The 20,073-nt window shown below is 67.0% G+C and carries 22 protein-coding genes; 13 read left to right on the forward strand and 9 right to left on the reverse strand.

What is annotated here, in order from left to right; translation table 11 throughout:
- Window positions 1–44 precede the first annotated feature (44 nt).
- The 4 genes from IHD13_RS11735 to IHD13_RS18225 form a co-directional block, all read right to left on the reverse strand.
- The gene (locus IHD13_RS11735) at window positions 45–557 is read right to left on the reverse strand and encodes an SWIM zinc finger family protein (RefSeq protein ID WP_195861240.1); all 513 of its coding nucleotides are present in this window, start codon (window positions 555–557) and stop codon (window positions 45–47) included.
- A 57-nt stretch (window positions 558–614) separates the two neighbouring features.
- Complete coding sequence (locus IHD13_RS11740; RefSeq protein WP_326838346.1) at window positions 615–773, reverse strand: type I restriction-modification system subunit M N-terminal domain-containing protein; 159 nt, start codon at window positions 771–773, stop codon at window positions 615–617.
- On the reverse strand, window positions 770–1,930 hold the full coding sequence (locus IHD13_RS11745; protein WP_195861241.1) for a Fic family protein: 1,161 nt from the start codon (window positions 1,928–1,930) through the stop codon (window positions 770–772). Before IHD13_RS11745 ends, IHD13_RS11740 begins: the two co-directional genes overlap by 4 nt.
- 179 nt (window positions 1,931–2,109) lie before the next feature.
- Window positions 2,110–2,673, reverse strand: coding sequence for a type I restriction-modification enzyme R subunit C-terminal domain-containing protein (locus tag IHD13_RS18225; protein WP_442786572.1), 564 nt, complete (start codon window positions 2,671–2,673; stop codon window positions 2,110–2,112).
- A gap of 100 nt (window positions 2,674–2,773) precedes the next feature.
- On the opposite strand from IHD13_RS18225, the gene IHD13_RS11755 reads away from it, so the two are divergent.
- The 7 genes from IHD13_RS11755 (at window position 2,774) to IHD13_RS11785 (ending at window position 7,102) form a co-directional block, all read left to right on the forward strand.
- Window positions 2,774–3,121, forward strand: coding sequence for an SbcC/MukB-like Walker B domain-containing protein (locus IHD13_RS11755; protein ID WP_230086268.1), 348 nt, complete (start codon window positions 2,774–2,776; stop codon window positions 3,119–3,121).
- An 89-nt stretch (window positions 3,122–3,210) separates the two neighbouring features.
- Entirely contained in the window at window positions 3,211–4,095 is an 885-nt protein-coding gene (locus IHD13_RS11760; protein ID WP_195861242.1) for an alpha/beta fold hydrolase, read from the forward strand.
- Window positions 4,096–4,198: 103 nt separating this feature from the next.
- Window positions 4,199–4,480 carry a DUF503 domain-containing protein gene (locus IHD13_RS11765; protein WP_195861243.1) on the forward strand — a complete coding sequence of 94 codons (282 nt, stop codon included), beginning with the start codon at window positions 4,199–4,201 and terminating at the stop codon, window positions 4,478–4,480.
- A gap of 105 nt (window positions 4,481–4,585) precedes the next feature.
- Complete coding sequence (locus tag IHD13_RS11770) at window positions 4,586–4,840, forward strand: type II toxin-antitoxin system Phd/YefM family antitoxin (RefSeq protein ID WP_195861244.1); 255 nt, start codon at window positions 4,586–4,588, stop codon at window positions 4,838–4,840.
- Window positions 4,837–5,091 carry a Txe/YoeB family addiction module toxin gene (locus IHD13_RS11775; RefSeq protein WP_195861245.1) on the forward strand — a complete coding sequence of 85 codons (255 nt, stop codon included), beginning with the start codon at window positions 4,837–4,839 and terminating at the stop codon, window positions 5,089–5,091. The genes IHD13_RS11770 and IHD13_RS11775 overlap by 4 nt, the downstream gene beginning before the upstream one ends.
- A 141-nt stretch (window positions 5,092–5,232) precedes the next feature.
- The gene (gene argE, locus IHD13_RS11780; RefSeq protein ID WP_195861246.1) at window positions 5,233–6,387 is read left to right on the forward strand and encodes an acetylornithine deacetylase; all 1,155 of its coding nucleotides are present in this window, start codon (window positions 5,233–5,235) and stop codon (window positions 6,385–6,387) included.
- A gap of 10 nt (window positions 6,388–6,397) precedes the next feature.
- A complete protein-coding gene (locus IHD13_RS11785; RefSeq protein ID WP_195861247.1) occupies window positions 6,398–7,102 on the forward strand; it encodes a glutamine amidotransferase in 705 nt (234 codons plus the stop codon).
- Here IHD13_RS11785 and IHD13_RS11790 read toward each other — a convergent pair.
- Together IHD13_RS11790 and IHD13_RS11795 are read right to left on the reverse strand one after the other, a co-directional pair.
- On the reverse strand, window positions 7,076–8,071 hold the full coding sequence (locus tag IHD13_RS11790; RefSeq protein WP_195861248.1) for a DMT family transporter: 996 nt from the start codon (window positions 8,069–8,071) through the stop codon (window positions 7,076–7,078). The two genes, IHD13_RS11785 and IHD13_RS11790, sit on opposite strands and share 27 nt — an antisense overlap.
- Window positions 8,072–8,194: 123 nt before the next feature.
- Window positions 8,195–9,898 (reverse strand): DEAD/DEAH box helicase, encoded by a 1,704-nt coding sequence (locus tag IHD13_RS11795; RefSeq protein WP_195861249.1) that lies wholly within the window; start codon window positions 9,896–9,898, stop codon window positions 8,195–8,197.
- A gap of 403 nt (window positions 9,899–10,301) precedes the next feature.
- Here IHD13_RS11795 and IHD13_RS11800 point away from each other — a divergent pair, with 403 nt between their 5' ends.
- Window positions 10,302–10,769: a YaiI/YqxD family protein gene (locus IHD13_RS11800; RefSeq protein ID WP_195861250.1), complete on the forward strand. Its 468-nt coding sequence runs from the start codon at window positions 10,302–10,304 to the stop codon at window positions 10,767–10,769.
- 5 nt (window positions 10,770–10,774) lie between these two features.
- Here IHD13_RS11800 and IHD13_RS11805 read toward each other — a convergent pair whose 3' ends face one another.
- A complete protein-coding gene (locus IHD13_RS11805; protein WP_195861251.1) occupies window positions 10,775–11,779 on the reverse strand; it encodes a glutathione S-transferase family protein in 1,005 nt (334 codons plus the stop codon).
- 88 nt (window positions 11,780–11,867) lie between these two features.
- Complete coding sequence (locus tag IHD13_RS11810; RefSeq protein ID WP_195861252.1) at window positions 11,868–12,767, reverse strand: LysR family transcriptional regulator; 900 nt, start codon at window positions 12,765–12,767, stop codon at window positions 11,868–11,870.
- 97 nt (window positions 12,768–12,864) lie between these two features.
- On the opposite strand from IHD13_RS11810, the gene IHD13_RS11815 reads away from it, so the two are divergent.
- The 3 genes from IHD13_RS11815 to IHD13_RS11825 all read left to right on the forward strand — a co-directional run bounded on the left by IHD13_RS11815 (window position 12,865) and on the right by IHD13_RS11825 (window position 17,254).
- Entirely contained in the window at window positions 12,865–13,716 is an 852-nt protein-coding gene (locus IHD13_RS11815; protein ID WP_195861253.1) for a pirin family protein, read from the forward strand.
- Between the two features lie 237 nt (window positions 13,717–13,953).
- Window positions 13,954–15,546 (forward strand): peptidoglycan DD-metalloendopeptidase family protein, encoded by a 1,593-nt coding sequence (locus IHD13_RS11820; protein ID WP_195861254.1) that lies wholly within the window; start codon window positions 13,954–13,956, stop codon window positions 15,544–15,546.
- A 355-nt stretch (window positions 15,547–15,901) separates the two neighbouring features.
- Window positions 15,902–17,254: an MFS transporter gene (locus tag IHD13_RS11825; RefSeq protein ID WP_195861255.1), complete on the forward strand. Its 1,353-nt coding sequence runs from the start codon at window positions 15,902–15,904 to the stop codon at window positions 17,252–17,254.
- 58 nt (window positions 17,255–17,312) lie between these two features.
- Here IHD13_RS11825 and IHD13_RS11830 read toward each other — a convergent pair whose 3' ends face one another.
- Window positions 17,313–18,254: a LysR substrate-binding domain-containing protein gene (locus IHD13_RS11830; protein WP_195861256.1), complete on the reverse strand. Its 942-nt coding sequence runs from the start codon at window positions 18,252–18,254 to the stop codon at window positions 17,313–17,315.
- Between the two features lie 121 nt (window positions 18,255–18,375).
- On the opposite strand from IHD13_RS11830, the gene IHD13_RS11835 reads away from it, so the two are divergent.
- Complete coding sequence (locus tag IHD13_RS11835) at window positions 18,376–19,248, forward strand: pirin family protein (protein ID WP_195861257.1); 873 nt, start codon at window positions 18,376–18,378, stop codon at window positions 19,246–19,248.
- Window positions 19,249–19,326: 78 nt separating this feature from the next.
- On the forward strand, window positions 19,327–19,953 hold the full coding sequence (ycaC, locus tag IHD13_RS11840) for an isochorismate family cysteine hydrolase YcaC (RefSeq protein WP_195861258.1): 627 nt from the start codon (window positions 19,327–19,329) through the stop codon (window positions 19,951–19,953).
- Window positions 19,954–20,073 lie beyond the last annotated feature (120 nt).

A 20,073-nucleotide genomic window follows, 5' to 3' on the forward strand; every position in this document is an offset into this window, starting at 1 on the left:
GCGATGATCTACCTGATTGGCAGCCCCGTGGGCCGCTTGTCCGATCAGGCCAAATCCACATGAAGTGACGAAGAACCCTTTTTCAGTGCCTTATGGTCGAGCACGCCGAGCACCGCATCGGCCCGCAGTGACCACTGGTGATGCAACACCGGATCTTCCTCGATCAGATCTACCAAGGCCTCCACCAGGGAGGCCTTATCCAACTGCTCCAGGTAGGTGCGAACCCGATCGCTTTCCCCGCCTTCATCCGGGTCGATCTGTTCGCCCTGCTCCGCCCGGTACGCCAGGGCGGTCGCCACACAGTGCTTGCAGAAATCGATGCCCTCGGAGGCCGGGCAGTCGCAGCCACCATCCAGGCCACGCTTGCTCAGTTTCAGCACCACGCGATAGCGCTGGCTGCCCTCCACATCGGCGGTGATGGTGGTGCCCTTCCTGTTCCAGTCGACCACCATACCCTCACGGTAATAGGCCATGCCGCGGCCGAAGGCGGCCTCGCCGGCCAGCATGATCAGCTGCCGATCGGAAAACAGCGAGTCCTCTTCCTGTAGTGATGCCATCGTGATGTCTCTGCTTGTCTGTGGCGGAGGGAAAAGGGATACGTCCCCGCCCGATTTTTAGCCGGCGTTGAGCAGCCCGGCCTGGGTGTTCTCGTACTCCATCTTGATGAACAGCAGCAGCACCAGCTCGGTGACATAGTCGGAGTAGTTGATGCCGTCGTCGCGCAGCACGTCGCAGAGGTTCCACAGCTTCTGGACGATGTCGTTCTGGGTCATGAGGGGTCCTGATTGAGTATGTCGATATAGGCCCGGTAGGCGAAGATCCGATTGCGTTTCTGGCCGGTCAGCTCACGGACGATGCCGAGGGTGTCTTCGAGAGGGGTCAGCACACGCCCGACGGTGGCCGGCGTCAGCCCGGTGCGTTCACTCAGGTGGGCGACATTGGCGATGGGCTGCTGGAAGAGCGCGTCGAGCAGCAGCCCCGCCGAGCCGGCCTGGCGGCCCAGCTCGCCGAGGCGTGCCCTGTCCTGCTCGCGCAGCTGGTTGAGCCGCCGAGCCGTTGCAACTGCCTGATTGGCGGTTTCGGCCACGGCGTCCACGAAGAACAGCAGCCAGGCCTCCCAGTCGCCGGTGACCCGCACCTGCTGCAGGCGTTCGTAGTAGACCTGGCGATGCTTCTTGAAGAACACCGACAGGTAGAGCAAGGGCTCGCTGAGGATGCCCGCCTCCACCAGGATCAGCGGAATCAGCAGACGGCCCAGGCGCCCGTTACCATCCATGAAGGGGTGGATGGTCTCGAACTGCACGTGGGTCAGGGCGGCCTTGATCAGTGGGTCGGTGGCCTCGGGCATGTCATTGATGAAGCGCTCCAGCGCCGCCCAGCACTCGGCCAGCCGATGGGGCGGCGGCGGCACGAAGACCGCTTCATCGGGGCGGTGCCCCCCGAGCCACACCTGGTTGCTGCGAAACTCCCCCGGTCCACGGTTGATGCCACGCCCGGACGTCATCAGCGTCGTGTGCATTTCCATCGCCACGCGATGGCTGATGGGGAAGCCCTCGCGGATGCGCTGCACGCCCAGCATCAGCGCATTCACGTAGCAGGAGACTTCCTGCACATCGTCCATGGGTACGCCCGGCATGCCCTCCATCTCGTAGAGCATCAGGTCGCTGAGCGAGGACTGGGTGCCCTCGATCTGCGATGACATGACGGCTTCCTTGCGTACATAGCTGTAGAGGAAGAGTGAGGCGTCGGGCAGCAGGGTGCTGATGGCGTCGAGACGGCCCAGCGCCAGCATCGCCTGATTGATGCGCCCCTGCAGCTTGCCGTCCAGCGCCAGCGCCGGCCGTGGCGGCAACGGGTCGGGGATGAACGCCTGGCAGCGTACGCCGCCAGCGATGCTGTCCTCGTAGTGGCCTGTGAGTCCGCGTTCCATGGGGGCTCCCTCTCACCGCTCGAAAGCGGGCCTGGGTAAAATAGCGTCGCGCCTTATTTTAAGTTACGCCTGAAATTAAAATAAGGCCTGCCGCTATTTTAACTTCGCGCCGCTCTACGGTGGCCGTCATGACGATGCCGTCGACATATCCAGAGGACGTGTCGAAAAAACCGAGATTTTTAAACATGTCGTGACGACGTGTCGATGCCATCGACATGCCCGCGCAACGTGTCGAAAAAATCTCGTTTCTTGAACATGTCAGCTCGCTTCCCAGAGGGCGTCGTTGAGGGCCTCGAGGACCTCGTCGAGGTAATGGTCGAGCACGGCATCCAGGCGCCTGATGCCCCCCTGCTCGGCAAAGCGCTGGTGAATGAAGTCGCGGTCGAGCACCACCTCGTGGGTGAGCTGCTTGGCCAGGCGGTCGAGCCATGAAGGGCGTAGATGCGCTGCATGGCGTCACGCACCCGCTGCTCGAAGGGCACCAGCGCCTCGCCCAGGGCGGCGCGGCGGATATGCCCGACGATGCTGGCGGCGATCTCCTGATTGGTGGCGTTGCGCCAGGCGCTCTCCAGCCGGGCCTCGCTGTAGCCGGCGCCATCGAGCAGCAGACGCACCTCCTTCAAGGTCTCGCGGGTAAGGTCACGGGGGCGATTGACCACCACACCCAGCGCCACCGAGTCGTTGAGCCGCTCGCGGATGAAGGTCTCGAAGCTCTCCAGGTAGTCGGCAGGCTTCTCGTGCACCCCATAACTCTGGGTGCGGCCCAGCAGCTCGTCCCTGCCTTCGTAGATGACCGGCAGGCGCTCGTGTCTTCACCTCGGCCACCTGGCCGAGCAGGCCGGCATGCTGGTGCAGGAAGCTGGCCGTGGCACGGGGCCCAACTCGCGCAGGTGCTGGTGCAGCCGCTCCGGCGGCGAGACCTTCCTGGTCTCCCTGGCCCTGGCCCTCGGCCTCGCCTCCCTGGCCTCCGGAGAGCTCACCATCGAGTCGCTGTTTATCGACGAGGGCTTCGGCAGCCTCGATCCCCAGTCCCTGGCCCTGGCCATGGAGGCCCTGGACGGCCTCCAGGCCCTGGGCCGCCGAGTCGGGGTGATCTCCCATGTGCAGGAGATGCACGAACGCATCCCGGTGCAGATTCAGGTGGCACCGCTGGGCAACGGCACCAGCCGCGCCAGCCTGGTCAGTGTCTAAGCGACAGGAACCTCTAGCGCCGCCCACCACAGGGGGCCGCTGGCTTGACTATGCTGGCGAAGAGACGCAACGCCTCGGAGGAGATGATCATGACGGCATGGGGTTCACCGGGCATACGCCTCGTCGCGCTGGTGGTGCTGCTGGCGCTGGCCGGGCGAGCGCTGGCAAGCGAGGCCGACTGGCCGCGCATGACCCCATCGGCGGATGGGGTGCCGATCGCCTACGAGGTGCGGGGCACAGGGGAGCCGACGCTGGTCCTGGTGCACGGCTGGAGCTGCGATGCACGCTACTGGCGAGCGCAGCTGCCACACCTGACACCGCACCACCGCGTGGTCACGCTCGACCTGGCGGGGCACGGCCATTCGGGACTGGGGCGCGAACACTACGACATGGCGGCCTTCGGCGAGGACGTCAAGGCCGTGGTCGATGACCTGGGCGCCGAGCGGGTGATCCTCGTTGGGCACTCCATGGGGGGCGCGGTGAGCGTGGAAGCGGCCCACCTGATGCAGGAGCGGGTCATCGGTATCGTGGGGGTCGATACCTTCCACGACGTGGGCATGACGCTGACCCAGGCCCAGCTCGACGACTGGCTGGCGCCGCTGCAGGCCGACTTCCCCGCGGGAGCGAGCGAATTCGTGGCCCAGATGTTCATCGAGCAGAGCGATCCTGCGCTGCGCGACTGGGTCGTGGCCGACATGTCGGCGGCACCGCCAAGGGTGGCACTCGGCGCCTTCGAGGCACTGATGGCGGCCCAGGTGAACGGTGATGCCGCCCAGCGCTTCGCGGCGCTGGCGGTGCCGGTGGTAGCCATCAACGCCGACCTGTGGCCCACCGACATCGAGGCCAATCGGGGGCATCTCCCCGGCTTCGAGGCGGTAATCCTGGAGGAGAGCGACCACTTCCTGCACATGGCCAGGCCCGAGGCCTTCAATCCCGAGCTGATGCGGGCGATCACGGCGATGATGGCCGACTGATGGCCTGCGCAAGCCAGCAACGCCATTCATTCGAAGAGTGACACCCACCTTTTCCTGGCACGCCTGGACGGCGTGCCCCGGGAATGGGGGCAAAGGTGACGCCATGCATATCGGTATCCTGACCCTGCGACTCTCGCTGCCCGGCTGTCGCTCCCTCAAGGAGAAACGCCAGCGCATGGGTGGCCTCCACGAACGCTTCGGGCGCCACCCGGCGATAGCGGTCTGCGAGAGCGGCGACCTCGACCGCCTGGAGGCCAGCGAATGGACCTTCGTGGCCGTGGCCACGACACCGCAAAAGGTGGAGTCGCTGCTCGCGGAGATCGAGGACAAGATCCAACGCGGCGTGGACGGGCGGGTCATGGAGGCGACCCGGGAGCTGCTCTAGCGCCTGCCGCCGGGAAAAAGGGGCAGGTTGCCGGTTATTGCCGATTGCTACCGCCCACCATGTACAATATTCTGTACATTCAACATCCCGTACAGGTGAATCATCATGGACGCCATCAGCTACACTGCGGCTCGCACTCAGCTTGCCAAGACCATGCAGCAGGTCTGTGATGACCATGCACCCATCGTCATCACTCGCAGCAAGGCCCCCTCGGTGGTGATGATCTCGCTGGAAGATTATGAGGCCCTGCAGGAAACCGCCTATCTGCTGCGCTCCCCCAGGAATGCACGGCGCTTGCTCGAATCCATCGCGCAACTGGAAGAAGGCAAAGGCGCGGAACGAGAGCTCATCGAGGAATGAAGCTCATGTTTTCCGAGCACGCCTGGGAGGAATACCTTTATTGGCAGAAGACCGACAAGAAGGTGCTGCGCAGGGTCAATCAACTGATCAAAGAGATCCAGCGCACCCCCTTCGAAGGAGTCGGCAAGCCAGAGCCTCTCAAGCACGGCCTTGCCGGCTACTGGTCCCGGCGTATCACGGATGAGCACCGCCTCGTCTACAAGGTCGTGGACGACTCACTGCTGATTGCCCAGCTACGGTATCACTACTGAAACCCTCCTCCCCTGGCAGTGTTGGGCTAGGCCCCCGATTTCCGATACTGTGCGCGCCGCCATCGGCCTCCTGCCCTGGCCCCGCTGCCGGCGGCGGGGCGGCCATGGTAGGCTGGCCGTATCATCGACAGGAGTCAGATCATGACCGCCAGCCAACTGCTCGAGACCCTGGTGGGTTTCGCCACCGTGTCCCGGGATTCCAACCTGGAGCTGATCCGCTGGGTCGAGGCCTATCTCGACGACCATGGCGTGCCTTATCAGCGCATCGAGAGCGACGACGGGCGCAAGGCCAACCTCCTGGCGCGCATCGGGCCCGAAGTGGCCGGGGGCGTCGTGCTCTCCGGGCATACCGACGTGGTGCCGGTGGACGGCCAGCCCTGGTCCAGCGATCCCTTCACCCTCACCGACAAGGGCGACGGCCGCCTCTATGGTCGCGGCACCTGCGACATGAAGGGCTTTATCGCCTGTGCCCTGGCCCAGGTGCCCGAGTGGGTCGGACTCGACCTGCCGGTGCCCATCTACCTGGCGCTCTCCTACGACGAGGAGGTGGGCTGTATCGGCGCCCCGCGCATGATCGAGAAACTCATGGCCGAACACCCGCGCCCCGCCGCGGTGATCGTCGGCGAGCCGACCCTGATGCACCCGGTGGTGGCCCACAAGGGCGCCACCAACCTGCGCACCACCGTCACCGGCCGCGCCAGCCACTCCAGCCAGGTCGACCAGGGGGTCTCGGCGATCCATGTGGCGGCGCGGCTGGTCACTTATATCGAGGAGGTGATGGCGGAGCTCAAGGCCGAGGGACGCGTCGACGAGGCCTTCAACGTGGTCCACTCGAGCCTGCACGTGGGCAAGATCGCCGGCGGCACGGCGATCAATATCATGGCCCGGGAGTGCGTCTTCGAGTGGGAGATTCGCCACCTGCCGTCGGATCGCTTCGAGGAGCTGCTGGGCCGGGTCCAGGCCCGGGCCACCGAGCTCGAGGCCGAGATGCGTCAGCGCGCGCCCCAGGCATCCATCGTCACCGAGGCCCTCAACGAGACGGTGCCGGCCCTGGCCGACGACAATAATGCCGAGGTACTCGAACTCTGCCAGGCCCTGCTGGGCGAGCGCCCCGCCGGCGCCGTGGCCTACGCCACCGAGGCGGGCCAGTTCCAGCGCCGGGGGCTGCCCACGGTAATCTGCGGCCCCGGCAGCATCGCTCAGGCCCACCAGCCGGACGAGTATATCGAGGTCGCCGAGCTGGAGGCGGGCAGCCACTTTATGGCGGCGCTGGGCCAGCGCCTGACCAAGGCGTGAGGTGCCTGCCATGCCACGACTGCTGATCGTCAAGACCGGCGAGGCCTTCCCCGAGGTGGTGGCGGCCCATGGCGACTTCGAGGCGCTGTTCCGGCAGGCCCTGGCCCGGGAGGGCTTCGAGGCCTCGGTGTTCGATGCCCGCCATGAGGCGCTGCCCGACCTGGACGAGGTCGATGGCCTCTATCTCACCGGCTCCCATAGCATGGTGAGCGAGGCCGAGCCCTGGAGCGAGGCGCTCAAGCCCTGGCTGGTGGAGGCCCAGGAGCGCAATCTGGCGATGCTGGGGGTCTGCTATGGCCACCAGTTGATGGCATCGGCCTTCGGCGGTACGGTCGACTACCACCCGGCGGGACGCGAATCCGGCACCCGGGCGGTGACGCTGACCCCGGCCGGCCGGGAGGATGCCCTGCTCGGCGCCCTGCCCGAGCGCTTCCCGGCCCAGCTGACCCATGCCCAGTCGGTGCTCGAGGCGCCCCGGGACGCCGTGGTACTGGCCCGCAATGCCCACGATGCCCACCAGGCGCTGCGCTACGGGCCGCGCCAGTGGAGCCTGCAGTTCCATCCGGAGTTCACCCCGGCGGTGATGCATGCCTACCTGGCCCGCCAGGTGGCCGCCCTGCGCGACCAGGGCCAGGACCCGCGGGCATTGATGGCCGGGGTCACCACCACGCCGGAGGCGAGCTCGCTGCTAGCGCGCTTCGCGCGTCTCTTGTAACTGGCCCGGCTGCTCGGCTAGCCCCGGCGAGTCGTCTCCGGCCTCCCGGGCGGCGGCCTCGGCGAGGGCCTGCTGCGGGTCCGGGGCGCCCTCGGCCACCTTGCGGCGCTGCCGCAGCAGGTCCAGCAGGCCGCTGCCCATCAGGGCGGCGAGGATCAGGCCACCGCCGACGAAGGCCAGCGCCGGCGGCACCTCGCCGACCCACCACCACACCAGCAAGGTGCCCACCAGGGTCTCCAGCAGCATCACCAGGCTGACTTCGGCCCCCGGCAGATAGCGGGGCCCGGTCTGGATCAGGAAATAGGCCGCCGGCAGGAACACCAGCCCCATCAGCAGCAAACGCAGCAGGTCCGCCGAGGACGGCAGCTGCATGCCGCCCAGCACCAGGGCCGGCAGCAGCATCACCAGACAACCCAGGGGCAGGATCACGGTGGTATCCACGCCGCGCTGGGCGCTGGCCACGGTCATGTTGACGGCAATCGACAGCGGAATCGCCAGCGCCACCACCAGCCCCAGGGGCGAGCCCTGGCCCACCTCGCCGGCGGCCATCAGCCCCGCCCCCAGCACGCAGAGCAGGATCACCCCCCAGGTCTGGGCCCTCAGGCGCTGACGGAACAGCAGCAGGCCCAGCAGGCCCGCCACCAGCGGCGCCAGGTTCTGGATCACCAGCACGTTACCGGCGGCGGTGAGGCGCACCGCCGCCACGAAGCCCCAGGCACTGCCGGCGAAGGCCAGCGGGCACCACAGGGCCGCCGGCCCGCAGGCACGCACGGCCCCGGGCAGGCCGCGCCCATAGCGGGCCAGGGCCACCGTGCCCAGCACCAGGCCCAGCAGCAGCGCCCGCCAGAACATGAACACCTCCACCTCCACCTGGGTGGCCTTGACGAAGAGGGCGTCCGGGGAAAGCAGCAGCACCCCGGCCCCGGTAATCAGGTAGCCGCGGGCGCGTCTCGAGAGTCCTTGCCACATGGGGCATCTCCTGGATAAGCGGTTCCGTCAGTTTCGGTGGTAACCAAAAAAACGCAGGCCGGGGAACGTCCCCGGCCTGCGTGGTTACGACCCGCCCAGAAGGCGGGGACGCCAGTTCAGGCGTTAGGCGCTGTGGCGCCGGCGAATCGGCGCATCGCCATCCTGGCGACGACGCGGGGCCCGCTCGGGGGCGCCACCGTCCTCGCGGATCTCCAGCTCGCGACCGGCGACCCGGGCGCGGGCCATCTTGGCCAGGATGCTGGGCGGCAGGGAGTTGGGCAGCTCCACCACCGAGAAGGCATTGCGGATATCGATACGACCGATGCGCTTGCCTTCGATGCCCCCCTCGTTGGCCAGGGCGCCGACCAGTTGGCCCGGCTTGACGCCGTCCTTGTGGCCCACGGAGACCCGGTAACGGGTCATGCCCTCACGGGGAGCACGGTCGCGGGGCGCGCCGCGCTCGCCACGCTCACGGGGGGCACGCTCGTTGCGCTCGCGGGGGGCCGGCAGGCGACCGATGGGCGCCTCGTCGGCGCGGGCCAGGGCGGCCAGCACGCAGGCCAGCTCCACCGGGTCCTGGCCGTCGGCCACCAGGGCCTCCACCAGGGCACGCTGCTCGTCGGCGCCCTGTACCAGGGCATCGCGCACGCGCAGTTGGAAGACCTGGTCACGATGGGCGCGAATGGCGGCCTCGTCGGGCAGCGGCATCTCGCTCATCTGCTGGCCGGTGGCCTGCTCCAGCCAGCGCACCTTGCGGGTCTCGCGGAAGCCGGCGAAGGTGATCGCCACGCCGCTGCGCCCGGCACGACCGGTACGGCCGATCCGGTGGGTATAGGCCTCGCTGTCCTGGGGCAGGTCATAGTTGACCACGTGGGTGATGCGCGGCACGTCGAGGCCGCGGGCGGCCACGTCGGTGGCAATCAGCACGTCCACCTTGCTGCGCTTGAGGCGGGTGATGGTGCGCTCGCGCAGGCTCTGGTCCAGGTCACCGGAAAGGCCGGCGGCGTTGACGCCACGGGCGGTCAGCTGCTCCACCAGGGTGGTACAGGCGGCCCGGGTGCGCACGAAGACGATGGCGGCATCCACCGGCTCCACCTCGAGGATGCGCGACAGCGCTTCCAGCTTGGCGGCGCCCTCGACGCGCACCAGGCGCTGCTCGATGTTCTCGCCGGTGGTGGTGCGTGACTCGATGGCCACCTTCACCGGGTCCACCAGGTAGCGATCGACGATGCGCTCGATTTCCGCCGGCAGGGTGGCGGAGAAGAACACCCGCTGGGCGTTCTTGGGGGTGTCGGCGACGACGCGCTTGACGTCGTCGATGAAGCCCATGCGCAGCATCTCGTCGGCTTCGTCCAGCACCAGGGCGGAGAGACCGTCGAGCTTGAGGCTGCCGCGGTCCAGGTGATCGATCACCCGGCCGGGGGTACCGACGACGACCTGGGCACCCCGCTTGAGGGCCCCCAACTGCTCACGATATTCCTGGCCGCCGCACAGGGTGGCCACTTCCAGGCCCTGGAGGTTCTGGCCGTACTTGCTGAAGGAGACGGCCACCTGCTGGGCCAGCTCGCGGGTCGGCGCCAGCACCAGCACCTGGGGCTCGCGGCGAGTCAGCTCGAGGCGCGACAGCAGCGGCAGGGCGAAGGCGGCGGTCTTGCCGGTGCCGGTCTGGGCCTGGCCCAGCAGGTCACGACCTTCCAGCAGGGCAGGAATGGTCTGCGCCTGGATCGGGGAAGGCTCGGTATAGCCCTGGCTCTCGATGGCGGAAAGGACAGCGGGGAGCAGTTCCAGCTCGGCAAAGCTGGAGGAAACGACGGAAGTCGAGGTCATTAATCACACCTTGATAGGCCGGCCGGGCCGGCAACGAAACATGGTGGCGTCTCTACCCCGCAACACGTACGGGAGCATGCGGCTCGTGGCCACATCGACAACGGGGGTTTGAGACGCCGGTCGCACCTGGCATTCGGTTCGTGGGAGGCGCAGCGTCGCGCCTTCTCCTGGGCGAACCGCTGTGGCGACCTTGATGCGCTGGTTCGCCGGGGGCGAGAGCGCTCCATCTCCAAAAGCGACGCCGGCCGTTCGCCGGGCGTCCTGCAAAGCCTTGTCTCGGGGCGGTCATGACGACACGCGACGACAAGAACGATCCAATACGATGGTGGGGTCAACACATGCGAGGAGGGCGCATGCTACCATCGACACCCCGGCGAAGCCAGCCTTATCGTATGGAGTCTCCATGTCACCGCCCTCCTCATCGGCCCAGCTCTGGGTGGATGCCGACGCCTGCCCCCGCGTGGTGCGCGATATCATCGTGCGTGCCGCCGAGCGCACCACCACCCCCACCTGCTTCGTGGCCAACCACAGCATTCCCTTGCCGCCGTCGAAGTGGGTGAAATCGCTGAGCGTGGCCAGCGGCTTCGATGCCGCCGACAACGAGATCGTCGAGCGCATCCAGGCGGATGACCTCTTGATCACCTCCGACCTGCCCCTGGCCCTGGAGGCCCTGGAGCGCGGCGCCCGGGTGATGACCACCCGTGGCGAGTCCCTCAACAAGGACAATATTCGCGCCCGGGTGCAAATGCGGGACTTCATGGAAACGCTTCGCGCCAGCGGCGAGCATACCGGCGGTCCCAAGGGCTACTCGGACGGTGACCGCCGCGAATTCGCCAATGCCCTGGACCGCTGGCTGGCCAGGAAAGGGTAAGGCCCTTACCCCTTGCGGCGAATGCCCTGGCCCGGCAGGCGCTCCCGATCATGGGGCCGCTCGAAGTCCAGCTCGGGCCCCTGGGGCACGATGCGCGTCGGATTGATGGTGTCGTGACTGTAGTAGTAGTGGCGCTTGATATGGTCGAGGCTCACCGTCTCCTTGATCCCCGGCCACTGGTAGAGCTCGCGCACATAGTTGGCGAGATTCGGGTAGTCCTCGATGCGCTTCAGATTGCACTTGAAGTGGCCGTGATAGACCGCATCGAAGCGCACCAGGGTGGTGAACAGGCGAATGTCCGCCTCGGTGAGCCACTCCCCCGCTAGGTAACGATGCTCGGCCAGGCGCGCCTCCACCCGATCCAGGGCCGCGAACAGCGCCGTCACATGCTTCTCGTAGACCTTCTGGTCGGTGGCGAAACCGCTCTTGTAGACGCCGTTGTTGATATGGTCGTAGACGTCGTCATTGATGGCGTCGATGGTCTCGCGCAGGTCCGCCGGGTAGAGGTCCAGGTCGTTGCCGGTCAGGTCGTCGAAGGCGTCGTTGAAGATCCGCAGCAGCTCCGCCGACTCGTTATTGACGATGCGTCGTTCCCACTTGTCCCACAGCACCGGCACCGTGACCCGCCCGGTGTAGTGGGGGTCGGTGAGGGTGTAGAGCTCGCGATGGTAGGCGACGCCGTTGACGGGGTCGCCGCTGGAACCCTCGCTTTCCTCGTAGGTCCAGCCCTGATCGAGCATCAGCGGGCTGACATGGGAGACGCCGATCAGGTCATCGAGCCCCTTGAGCCGGCGCAGGATCAGGGTACGGTGGGCCCAGGGGCAGGCCAGGGAGACATAGAGGTGGAAGCGCTCCGCGGCGGCGGGCAAGGCCGCCTGGCCCTCGGGGCCGGGGCGACCATCGCGGGTCACCCAGTCCCGCAGCTGGGCGGACTCGCGGACGAACTCGCCGCCGTGCGTCTTGGTGTCGTACCACTGGTCGCTCCACTTGCCGTCGATCAAAAGGCCCATGTCACTCTCCTGAAGTTAGCTGGCGTCACCTCCAGGGTATTCCGATCAAATCGATCATCAAGCCCATAATTTCCGGCATTTCTTTCGATTAAATCGAATCGACAGCACAGAGCCTCACCGCCTCCGCCAGGTTGGTCCCCATCGCCCGAGTGGCCGGCCCGGCCCGATCCCGATCCTGGTAGATCAGTTGCATGGGCACCTGGCGAATGCCGCCGGCGCTCAGCGGCAAGGGGCGCAGACGGCCACTCTCCAGGGCCGCCTGGATGCGCGTTTCCGGCAGCCAGGCGAAGCCCAGGCCCCGCTCCAGCATGCCGATGGAGGTGTCCAGGTGGCTCACGGTCCAGCGCTGCTCGGCCTTGAGCCAGCCGGAGTCCATCGACTGGCGCTGCGCCGAGTCGCGCACCACCAGCTGGCGATGCTGCACCAGGTCGCGCAGGTCCAGCTCACGCCCCAGCCGGTGCAGTGGATGCTCGGGGTGGGCCACGGCGATAAAGCGCACCGTCACCAGGGGCTCCCCCAGGAATCCCTGGGCGGCCAGGCCGGTGACCACCAGATCGGCACGGCCGTCATAGAGCATTTCGATGCCGCCATTGAGCACCGTCTCGTGGAGCTGCACCCGCACATGGGGGTAGGCGGCGGAAAAGGCATCCAGGGCCCAGGCCAGGGCATCCGGAGGAAACAGTTGATCCACCGCCAGCACCACCTCCGCCTCCAGCCCCTCGGCCAGCCGCCCCGCCACGTCCTCCAGGGACTCGGCGCTCTCGATCAGCTGGCGAGCACGGCGCAGCAGCATCTCGCCGGCCTCGGTCAGGCGCACCTGGCGCCCCACCGGCTCCAGCACCCTGACGCCGAGCTGCTCCTCCAGCTTGTGCACCGCATGATTGAGGGTCGAGGGACTCTTGTGGATCGCCTCGGCGGCGCGGGCGAAACCACCGTGATCCACCACCGCGGCAAGGGTCTGCCATTGGGCCAGGGTGACTCTAGACATTTCGATTTCCTCGAATATCAATTGCGAATATATGCGCTTAATTTTCGAAAAAATCAGACTAATATGCCAGTCAGACACATCAACGGAGGTTCCCGCCATGACTGCTCAACGGCTTCGCCGGGTCACCCAGATCCGCCATAACCAGCCCAGCCAGGACGGCGCCGGGGTCAAGATTCGTCGCATCCATGAGTTTGGCGGCGGCATCGATCCCTTCCTGATGCTCGATGAACTGGGCTCGGATCGTCCCGATGACTACCTGGCCGGCTTTCCGCCCCACCCTCACCGCGGCATCCAGACCCTGACCTATGTGCTGCATGGCGGCCTGACCCATGAGGATCACCTGGGTCACTCCAGCACCATCGCCGCCGGCGACGCCCAGTGGATGCATACCGGCCGCGGCATCATCCACTCGGAGATGCCACTGACCGATAGCCAGGGGCTGCACGCCTTCCAGCTGTGGCTCAACCTGGCCGCCGACGACAAGTTGAGCCCGGCCACCTACCGGGACGTGCGCGGCGACGAGATGCCGCGCCTGGCCCATGGCGGCGCCGAGCTGATCGCCCTCGGCGGTCACTGGCAGGCCGAGGAGGGCGACGCCATCGAGGGCCCCCTGGACGCCCTGGCGGGCCGTGGCGCCGTGGCTCATGCCCGTCTCGCCCCGGGCAGCCGGCTGGCCCTGACGGTGGAGGCGCCGACCCTGCTGGTGTATGTCTTCGCCGGCGAGCTGACGGTCGGCGGGCAAGCCGTCGCCACCGGCCAACTGGCCAGCCTGGGCGCCGGGGAGCACCTGGCGCTGGAGGGTGGCGAGTCGGGAGGCGAGGCGCTGCTGCTGGCGGGCCACCCCCATGGCGAGCCCATCGCTCACTATGGTCCCTTCGTGATGAATACCCAGGCGGAGCTGGAGCAGGCCCTGCTCGACTACCGCAACGGCACCTTCATCGAAGGCTAAGCGAGCCTCGGCGAGCGCCCCCATCGCACCGGCAACGACACTGTCATCGAGGGGACATCGCTTCGAGGTTGCGCCAAAGGTCAATTAGTTTATGCTAGCGGATCGCGTCGCACCGGGCCTCCCAGGGGGAGGCCCGGAGTTTCTGTTTGCATATACAGGCTAGGCAGGCTACACAGCATAGGGTATGGTTCTTGGGTTTTTTGGCACCCTTTTTCACTATTTTTACGGCCATTTTCTATGTTGCGAATCCTTCATTCGCTGCCCCGCACGCATAAGTTGCTGCTGCTACCCGTTGCCACCATGGTCACCGTGCTGGGCGCACAACAGATCTTCACCGTCATCGACTCCCGCGATGATGCTCGCCTGACCACCCAACTGATTTCCCTGGAAGAGCACGCCGAATCCGCCGGCGTCACTCTCCCCGACGCCCAGGGCGGCGACGATGCCTGGCATCGCGATACCCCCAACCAAGCTCGGCTGCTGGCCCTGGCGCCCCGCCACGAGACCCTCCCCCGGGAAGATGGCAGCGCGAGGGCAACGCTCCTGGATCCCGAAGCGATGCGCGTGGCACTGGCGCTGAACGAGCTGCGCCAAGGCGGCTGGGAAACCGCCACCTCCTACGAGGATTTTGGCGATGGCCCCCTGGCACTCTTCGACAGCGAGCATATCTATCTGGAGGACGAGCTCCAGGCCGAGGAGGTCTTCGAGCCGCGCTGGGAGACCTATACCGTACAGCAGGGCGATACCTTCGCGGTGCTGGCCCAGAGCCACCTGGGCATGGGGTATAGCGAGGCCCTGCGCCTGCTCGAGGCCCTGCCGGACCAGAACGTCCTGACCCGCTGGCGGGTCGGCAGCAGCTTCGACTACATGCGCGATGAAGAAGGCCAACTGATGGCCCTGCGGGTGATGAAGAATGCTCGCCACGGTTACCTGATCGAGCGCGACGAGGAGGCCGCCTTCGCCGTGGCCGATATCGAACGCGCCAGCGAAGCCACCCAGCGCCTCTTCGCCGGCAGCGTCAGCGGCAGCTTCGCCCGATCGGCCCAGGCCACCGGCCTGAATGCCCGAGAGGTGGCCCAGCTCACCAATGTCCTCTCCAAGAAGCTCGACTTTCGCCGCGATACCCGTCGCGGCGATCAGTTTCAGGTACTGGTCGAGTCCGACATGATCGACGGCCAGCCCCTCGATTCACGGATCCTGGCGGTGCAATACGAGGGGGCCCGCATGGACCTCACCGTGATTCGCAACAGCAGCGACGACCGTTTCTACACCCCCGATGGCCGCGGCCTGGATCCCGCCTTCGAGCGCTACCCCTTCAATGGCAGCTACCGGCTCAGCTCGGGCTTCAACCTGCGCCGCACCCATCCGGTGACCGGTCGGGTCAGCCCCCACCATGGCACCGATTTCGCCATGCCGGTGGGCACCCCCATCATCGCCCCGGCCGATGGCCGCGTGGAAAAGGTCGGCAACCACCCCGCCGCCGGCCGTTACGTGGTGATTCGCCACGACAACGGCTACCGCACCCGCTACCTGCACCTCTCCCGACCCCAGGTCAGCCGCGGCGACCGGGTCAGCATGGGCGAGCAGATCGCCCTGTCCGGCAACACCGGGCGCAGCACCGGTCCCCACCTGCACTACGAGGTGATCGTCAACAACCAGCCGGTCGACGCCATGCGCGTCGAGCTGCCGGAGAGCCAGCGCCTGGAGGGCGATGCCCTGGCCGCCTTCCAGCGCGAGTCCGAACTGCTGCTGGCGCGCCTGGAGAGCGGCGAGACCGGCACCGTCCTGGCCAGCACGCCCCGCGAGCCACGCCCGGATAGCGATAGCTGATTCCTCCGCCGTTCCTCTACCCAGAACGCCCCGCCAACGCGGGGCGTTCTGCATTTGGGGCCCATGCGCCAGGAGGGCGCCGGACGCCACCATCCTGCACCAGCCTGGGCCACTCCGCTGGCCCGGCGAGCCCTCGCCGCCCCGGGAGCCAAACCTCAACAAGCTGAAATAAAAGAGGAATAGCGATTCCGGCAAGGTGATTGCTATGGATTGGATACCTTGCTGGTAGGCGTAGACCAGGCTCCTCGGAGTACGAGTGCGTCGCCCCCCCTTCAATGTCGAAGGCTCGGCGAAACAGCGGCCCCCCCTGTTTCCGCCGCGACGGTCGTCCCACTTACTCGACGAGGTCATAGCCATGGACATTCGCAACAAGGCCAACAGGATTCGCCTGTTCAGCTTCAATACCCCGCAGATGCGCGCCTTCCACTTCTCCTGGTTCGCCTTCCATATCTGCTTCTTCGGCTGGTTCGGCATCGCCCCGCTGATGGCGGTGGTGCGCGAGGATCTCTCCCTCACCCAGACCCAGATCGGCAATACCATCATCGCCTCGGTGCTGATCACCGTGATCGTGCGCCTGGCGATCGGCGTGCTGTGCGACAAGATCGGCCCCCGCAAGGCCTATAGCGGCCTGCTGGTGCTGGGCTCGATCCCGGTGATGAGCATCGGCCTGGCCAACAGCTTCGAGGCCTTCCTGCTGGCGAGGCTGGCGATCGGCGCCATCGGCGCCGCCTTCGTCATCACCCAGTACCACACCACCATGATGTTCGCCCCCAATGTGGTGGGCACGGCCAATGCCACCTCGGCGGGCTGGGGTAACCTGGGCGGCGGCACCACCCAGATCCTGATGCCGCTGATCTTCTCCGGCCTGCTGATGCTCGGCGTCAGCGAGACCCTGGGCTGGCGCCTGGCCATGGTGGTGCCCGGCGTGGTGCTCTTCGTCACCGGCATCGCCTACTACCGCTTTACCCAGGACGCCCCCGACGGCAACTTCGATGAGCTCCGCGAGCGCGGCGAGCTGCCCCCGGCCAACGGCGAGAACGGCGCCGGCCAGAGCTTCCTGGCCGCCGCCAAGGACATTCGCGTCTGGGCCCTGTTCCTGGTCTATGCCGCCTGCTTCGGGGTCGAGCTGACCATCAACAACATCGCCGCCATCTACTTCTTCGACCACTTCGACCTGACCCTGGCCACCGCCGGCATGCTCGCCGGGCTGTTCGGGCTGATGAACATCTTCGCCCGTACCCTGGGCGGCGTCTTCTCCGACCTCTTCGCCCGCCAGGGCGGCCTCAAGGGCCGGGTGCGCTGGCTCTTCATCGCCCTGCTCTGCGAAGGCATCGCCCTGGTGGCCTTCTCGCAGATGCACGTGCTGTCGTACGCCATCGGCATCATGCTGGTGTTCAGCCTCTTCGTGCAGATGGCCGAGGGCGCGACTTACGGCGTGGTGCCCTTCGTCAACAAGAAGGCCATCGGCGCCGTGGCCGGCATCGTCGGCGCCGGCGGTAACGTCGGGGCGGTGGCCGCGGCCTTCCTGTTCCGCTCCGAGGCCATCACCTACCAGCAGGGGCTCTTCTATCTGGGCCTGGCGGTCCTGGTGCTGGCCTCCTGCGCCCTGCTGGTGCGCTTCTCCCCCGAGGTCGAGGCCGAGGAGGCCAAGGCCTACCGCGAGGCAGTGGGCGACGACAGCGGCGCCGGCGCCCTCTCGCTACGCTGATCCCCGCGACCACGACGCCAAACCGCCGCCCTCCAGGGCGGCGGTTTTCGTTGCTCCGTCAGGACGCACCGCCCGCGTTGATCAGCGCCTCCGGGGTGGCAAAATCCTCCTCGGCGATCTGCTCGTCCAGGAAGTCGAGCAGGGCCCGCACCGCCGGCAAGAGCCCCCGGCGGGAGGGGAAGACCGCATGCAGGATCCCGCCCCGGGGCTCCCAGCCCGGCAACACATCGACCAGGCGCCCCGCCTGCATATCCCGCGCCCCCACCAATAGCCCCAGCTTGACCACCCCGAGCCCCTCCAGGGCCGCGGTATGCAGGGTCTCGGCGCTGTCGGTGACCAGCCGCGGCCGGTGGGGAATCTGCGCGCTGGCGCCATCGGGCCCCACCAGATCCCAGCAGTGGCGGTGGTCATACTGCTCGAAATCGAGGCTCGGCAGCTCGGCGAGATCCGCCGGACTGCGCGGCCGTGGCCGGTCGGCAAACAGCGTCGGCGCGGCCATCAGCCGCTGGGGACTCGCCGCCAGCACCTTCATGGTCAGGTCGCTGTCCTCCAGGGGCGGGAAGCGCACCCGGATCGCCAGGTCGAACCCCTCCTTGATCACGTCCACCCGCCGGCTGGTCGCCTCCACTTGCACCTCGACCCGGGGACAGCGCGCCATGAAGCGCACCAGCAGCGGCGTGATCAGGTAGTGCAGCACGCTGGGCGCACAGCTCAGCCGCACCGTGCCCTGGGGCTCGGCGTGATGGCGCTGGATCAGCTCCTCGGCGGCCTCCGCCTCCACCAGCATCGCCAGGCAGTGGCGATAGTAGGCCTGCCCCAGCTCGGTGACCGAAAAGTGTCGCGTGGAGCGCTGAATCAGGCGGGTGGCGAGGCGCTCCTCGAGCTGGGTGATACGCCGGCTCAGCTTCGACTTGGGAATGCCCAGGGCGCGCCCGGCCGGGGCGAAGCCGCCATGGTCCACCACCTGCACGAAGTAGTAGAGGTCATTGAGGTCCTGCATTCTATCGTCCTATTATTGCAACGCTGGGTGTTATATTAGCCGTCTAGTGGAATCACCGTTCTTTAAATAGGCTATCCATCATCGGGAGACGACGCTTCTCCCCCTTGATAGGAGCCAACCGATGAAAAAGATCCAGGCAGTATACGGTGCCCCGCACGGCCATTGGGTCGGCGATGGCTTCCCGGTGCGCTCCCTGCTCAGCTACGACCGCCTGGGCGCCGAGCACCTCAGCCCCTTCCTGCTGCTCGACCATGCCGGCCCCCATCGCTTCGAGCCTAGCCGGTATCGCCGCGGCGTGGGCCCCCATCCCCACCGGGGCTTCGAGACCGTGACCCTGGTCTACCAGGGCGCCCTGGAGCACCGCGACTCGGCAGGGCACGGCGGCCGGATCGGCGAAGGCGACGTCCAGTGGATGACCGCCGGCGCCGGCATCGTCCACGAGGAGTACCACGCCCCGGCCTTCGCCGAGGCCGGCGGCATCCTGGAGATGGTGCAGCTGTGGGTCAACCTGCCGGCCCGGGACAAGTCCGCCCCGCCGGCCTACCAGACCCTGCTCGACGGCGAGATTCCGCGAATCGCCCTGCCGAATGAGGCCGGACAGGTCAGGGTGGTGGCGGGCCGCTATCTTGATCAAACGGGCCCGGCGCGCACCTTCACCCCGATCAATGTCTGGGACCTGCGCCTGGTGGCCGGCGGCGATGCCCACCTCGAGGTTCCCGAGGGCCATACCACCCTGCTGGTGGTGCTGGAGGGCACGCTGCTGGTCAACGGCGAGCGCATCGTCCGCGACGAGAGCGTCGTCGCCTTCGAGCGTCGCGGCGACACCCTCCACCTGGAGGCCAATAACGACGCCACGCTACTGCTGCTGAGCGGCGAGCCCATCGATGAACCGGTGGCCGGCCAGGGCCCCTTCGTGATGAATCACGAGGCCGAGCTCCACCAAGCCTTTGCCGACTTCCAGACCGGGAAGTTCGGCAACCCAGGAGGCGCATGAATCGACTCATGCCCTCCACTCCCTGGCCGGCGATGATCGCCGGCCAGGGTAACCCACGACCGCGAAAGGAGAACGATCATGTCCTTTACCTATAACCGACTGAACAAGGATGACGTGGCCCTGCTGATGGTGGATCACCAGGCCGGCCTGCTCTCCCTGGTGCGCGACTACAGCCCGGACGACTTCAAGAACAACGTCCTGGCCCTGGCCGACATCGCCAAGTTCTTCGACATTCCCACCATCCTCACCACCAGCTTCGAGACCGGCCCCAATGGCCCCATCGTCCCGGAGCTCAAGGAGATGTTCCCCCAGGCCCCCTACTTCGCCCGCCCCGGGCAGATCAACGCCTGGGACAACGAAGAGTTCGTCGCCGCCATCAAGGCCACCGGCAAGAAGCAGCTGCTGATCGCCGGGGTGGTCACCGAGGTGTGCGTGGCCTTCCCGGCCCTCTCCGCCCTGGAGGAGGGCTATGAGGTCTTCGTGGTCACCGACGCTTCCGGCACCTTCAACCAGACCACCCGGGACGCCGCCTGGGATCGCATGTCCCAGGCCGGCGCCCAGCTGATGACCTGGTTCGGGGTGGGCTGCGAGCTGCACCGCGACTGGCGCAACGATATCGAGGGCTTCGGCGGCCTGCTGGCCGGCCACCTGCCCGCCTATGCCAACCTGATGCAGAGCTACAACCAGCAGAGCCAGCAAGGCTAAGCCGAGGCATCCGCCATCGCCCCGCGAGGCAGCGCCCGCCTGGCTCGACCGGTAGGCCCGCCCCCCGGGGCGACTCCATCGGAATAGCGTCGAAGGCTCGGCACCTGGCAAGGCCCCACA

The organism is Halomonas sp. 328 (genome assembly GCF_015645095.1).
Taxonomy (GTDB): Bacteria; Pseudomonadota; Gammaproteobacteria; order Pseudomonadales; family Halomonadaceae; genus Bisbaumannia.

Bases quoted from the DNA above. Each gene is read 5' to 3' on its own strand.
- IHD13_RS11740 (WP_326838346.1), bottom strand. From the start codon at position 773: ATGACCCAGAACGACATCGTCCAGAAGCTGTGGAACCTCTGCGACGTG.
- IHD13_RS11770 (WP_195861244.1), top strand. From the start codon at position 4,586: ATGGACGCCATCAGCTACACTGCGGCTCGCACTCAGCTTGCCAAGACC.
- ycaC (WP_195861258.1), top strand. From the start codon at position 19,327: ATGTCCTTTACCTATAACCGACTGAACAAGGATGACGTGGCCCTGCTG.
- IHD13_RS11835 (WP_195861257.1), top strand. From the start codon at position 18,376: ATGAAAAAGATCCAGGCAGTATACGGTGCCCCGCACGGCCATTGGGTC.
- IHD13_RS11765 (WP_195861243.1), top strand. From the start codon at position 4,199: ATGCATATCGGTATCCTGACCCTGCGACTCTCGCTGCCCGGCTGTCGC.
- IHD13_RS11815 (WP_195861253.1), top strand. From the start codon at position 12,865: ATGACTGCTCAACGGCTTCGCCGGGTCACCCAGATCCGCCATAACCAG.
- IHD13_RS11810 (WP_195861252.1), bottom strand. From the start codon at position 12,767: ATGTCTAGAGTCACCCTGGCCCAATGGCAGACCCTTGCCGCGGTGGTG.
- argE (WP_195861246.1), top strand. From the start codon at position 5,233: ATGACCGCCAGCCAACTGCTCGAGACCCTGGTGGGTTTCGCCACCGTG.
- IHD13_RS11755 (WP_230086268.1), top strand. From the start codon at position 2,774: ATGCTGGTGCAGGAAGCTGGCCGTGGCACGGGGCCCAACTCGCGCAGG.
- IHD13_RS11775 (WP_195861245.1), top strand. From the start codon at position 4,837: ATGAAGCTCATGTTTTCCGAGCACGCCTGGGAGGAATACCTTTATTGG.
- IHD13_RS11800 (WP_195861250.1), top strand. From the start codon at position 10,302: ATGTCACCGCCCTCCTCATCGGCCCAGCTCTGGGTGGATGCCGACGCC.
- IHD13_RS11805 (WP_195861251.1), bottom strand. From the start codon at position 11,779: ATGGGCCTTTTGATCGACGGCAAGTGGAGCGACCAGTGGTACGACACC.
- IHD13_RS11745 (WP_195861241.1), bottom strand. From the start codon at position 1,930: ATGGAACGCGGACTCACAGGCCACTACGAGGACAGCATCGCTGGCGGC.
- IHD13_RS11820 (WP_195861254.1), top strand. From the start codon at position 13,954: ATGTTGCGAATCCTTCATTCGCTGCCCCGCACGCATAAGTTGCTGCTG.
- IHD13_RS11830 (WP_195861256.1), bottom strand. From the start codon at position 18,254: ATGCAGGACCTCAATGACCTCTACTACTTCGTGCAGGTGGTGGACCAT.
- IHD13_RS11785 (WP_195861247.1), top strand. From the start codon at position 6,398: ATGCCACGACTGCTGATCGTCAAGACCGGCGAGGCCTTCCCCGAGGTG.
- IHD13_RS11760 (WP_195861242.1), top strand. From the start codon at position 3,211: ATGACGGCATGGGGTTCACCGGGCATACGCCTCGTCGCGCTGGTGGTG.
- IHD13_RS11795 (WP_195861249.1), bottom strand. From the start codon at position 9,898: ATGACCTCGACTTCCGTCGTTTCCTCCAGCTTTGCCGAGCTGGAACTG.
- IHD13_RS11825 (WP_195861255.1), top strand. From the start codon at position 15,902: ATGGACATTCGCAACAAGGCCAACAGGATTCGCCTGTTCAGCTTCAAT.
- IHD13_RS11790 (WP_195861248.1), bottom strand. From the start codon at position 8,071: ATGTGGCAAGGACTCTCGAGACGCGCCCGCGGCTACCTGATTACCGGG.
- IHD13_RS11735 (WP_195861240.1), bottom strand. From the start codon at position 557: ATGGCATCACTACAGGAAGAGGACTCGCTGTTTTCCGATCGGCAGCTG.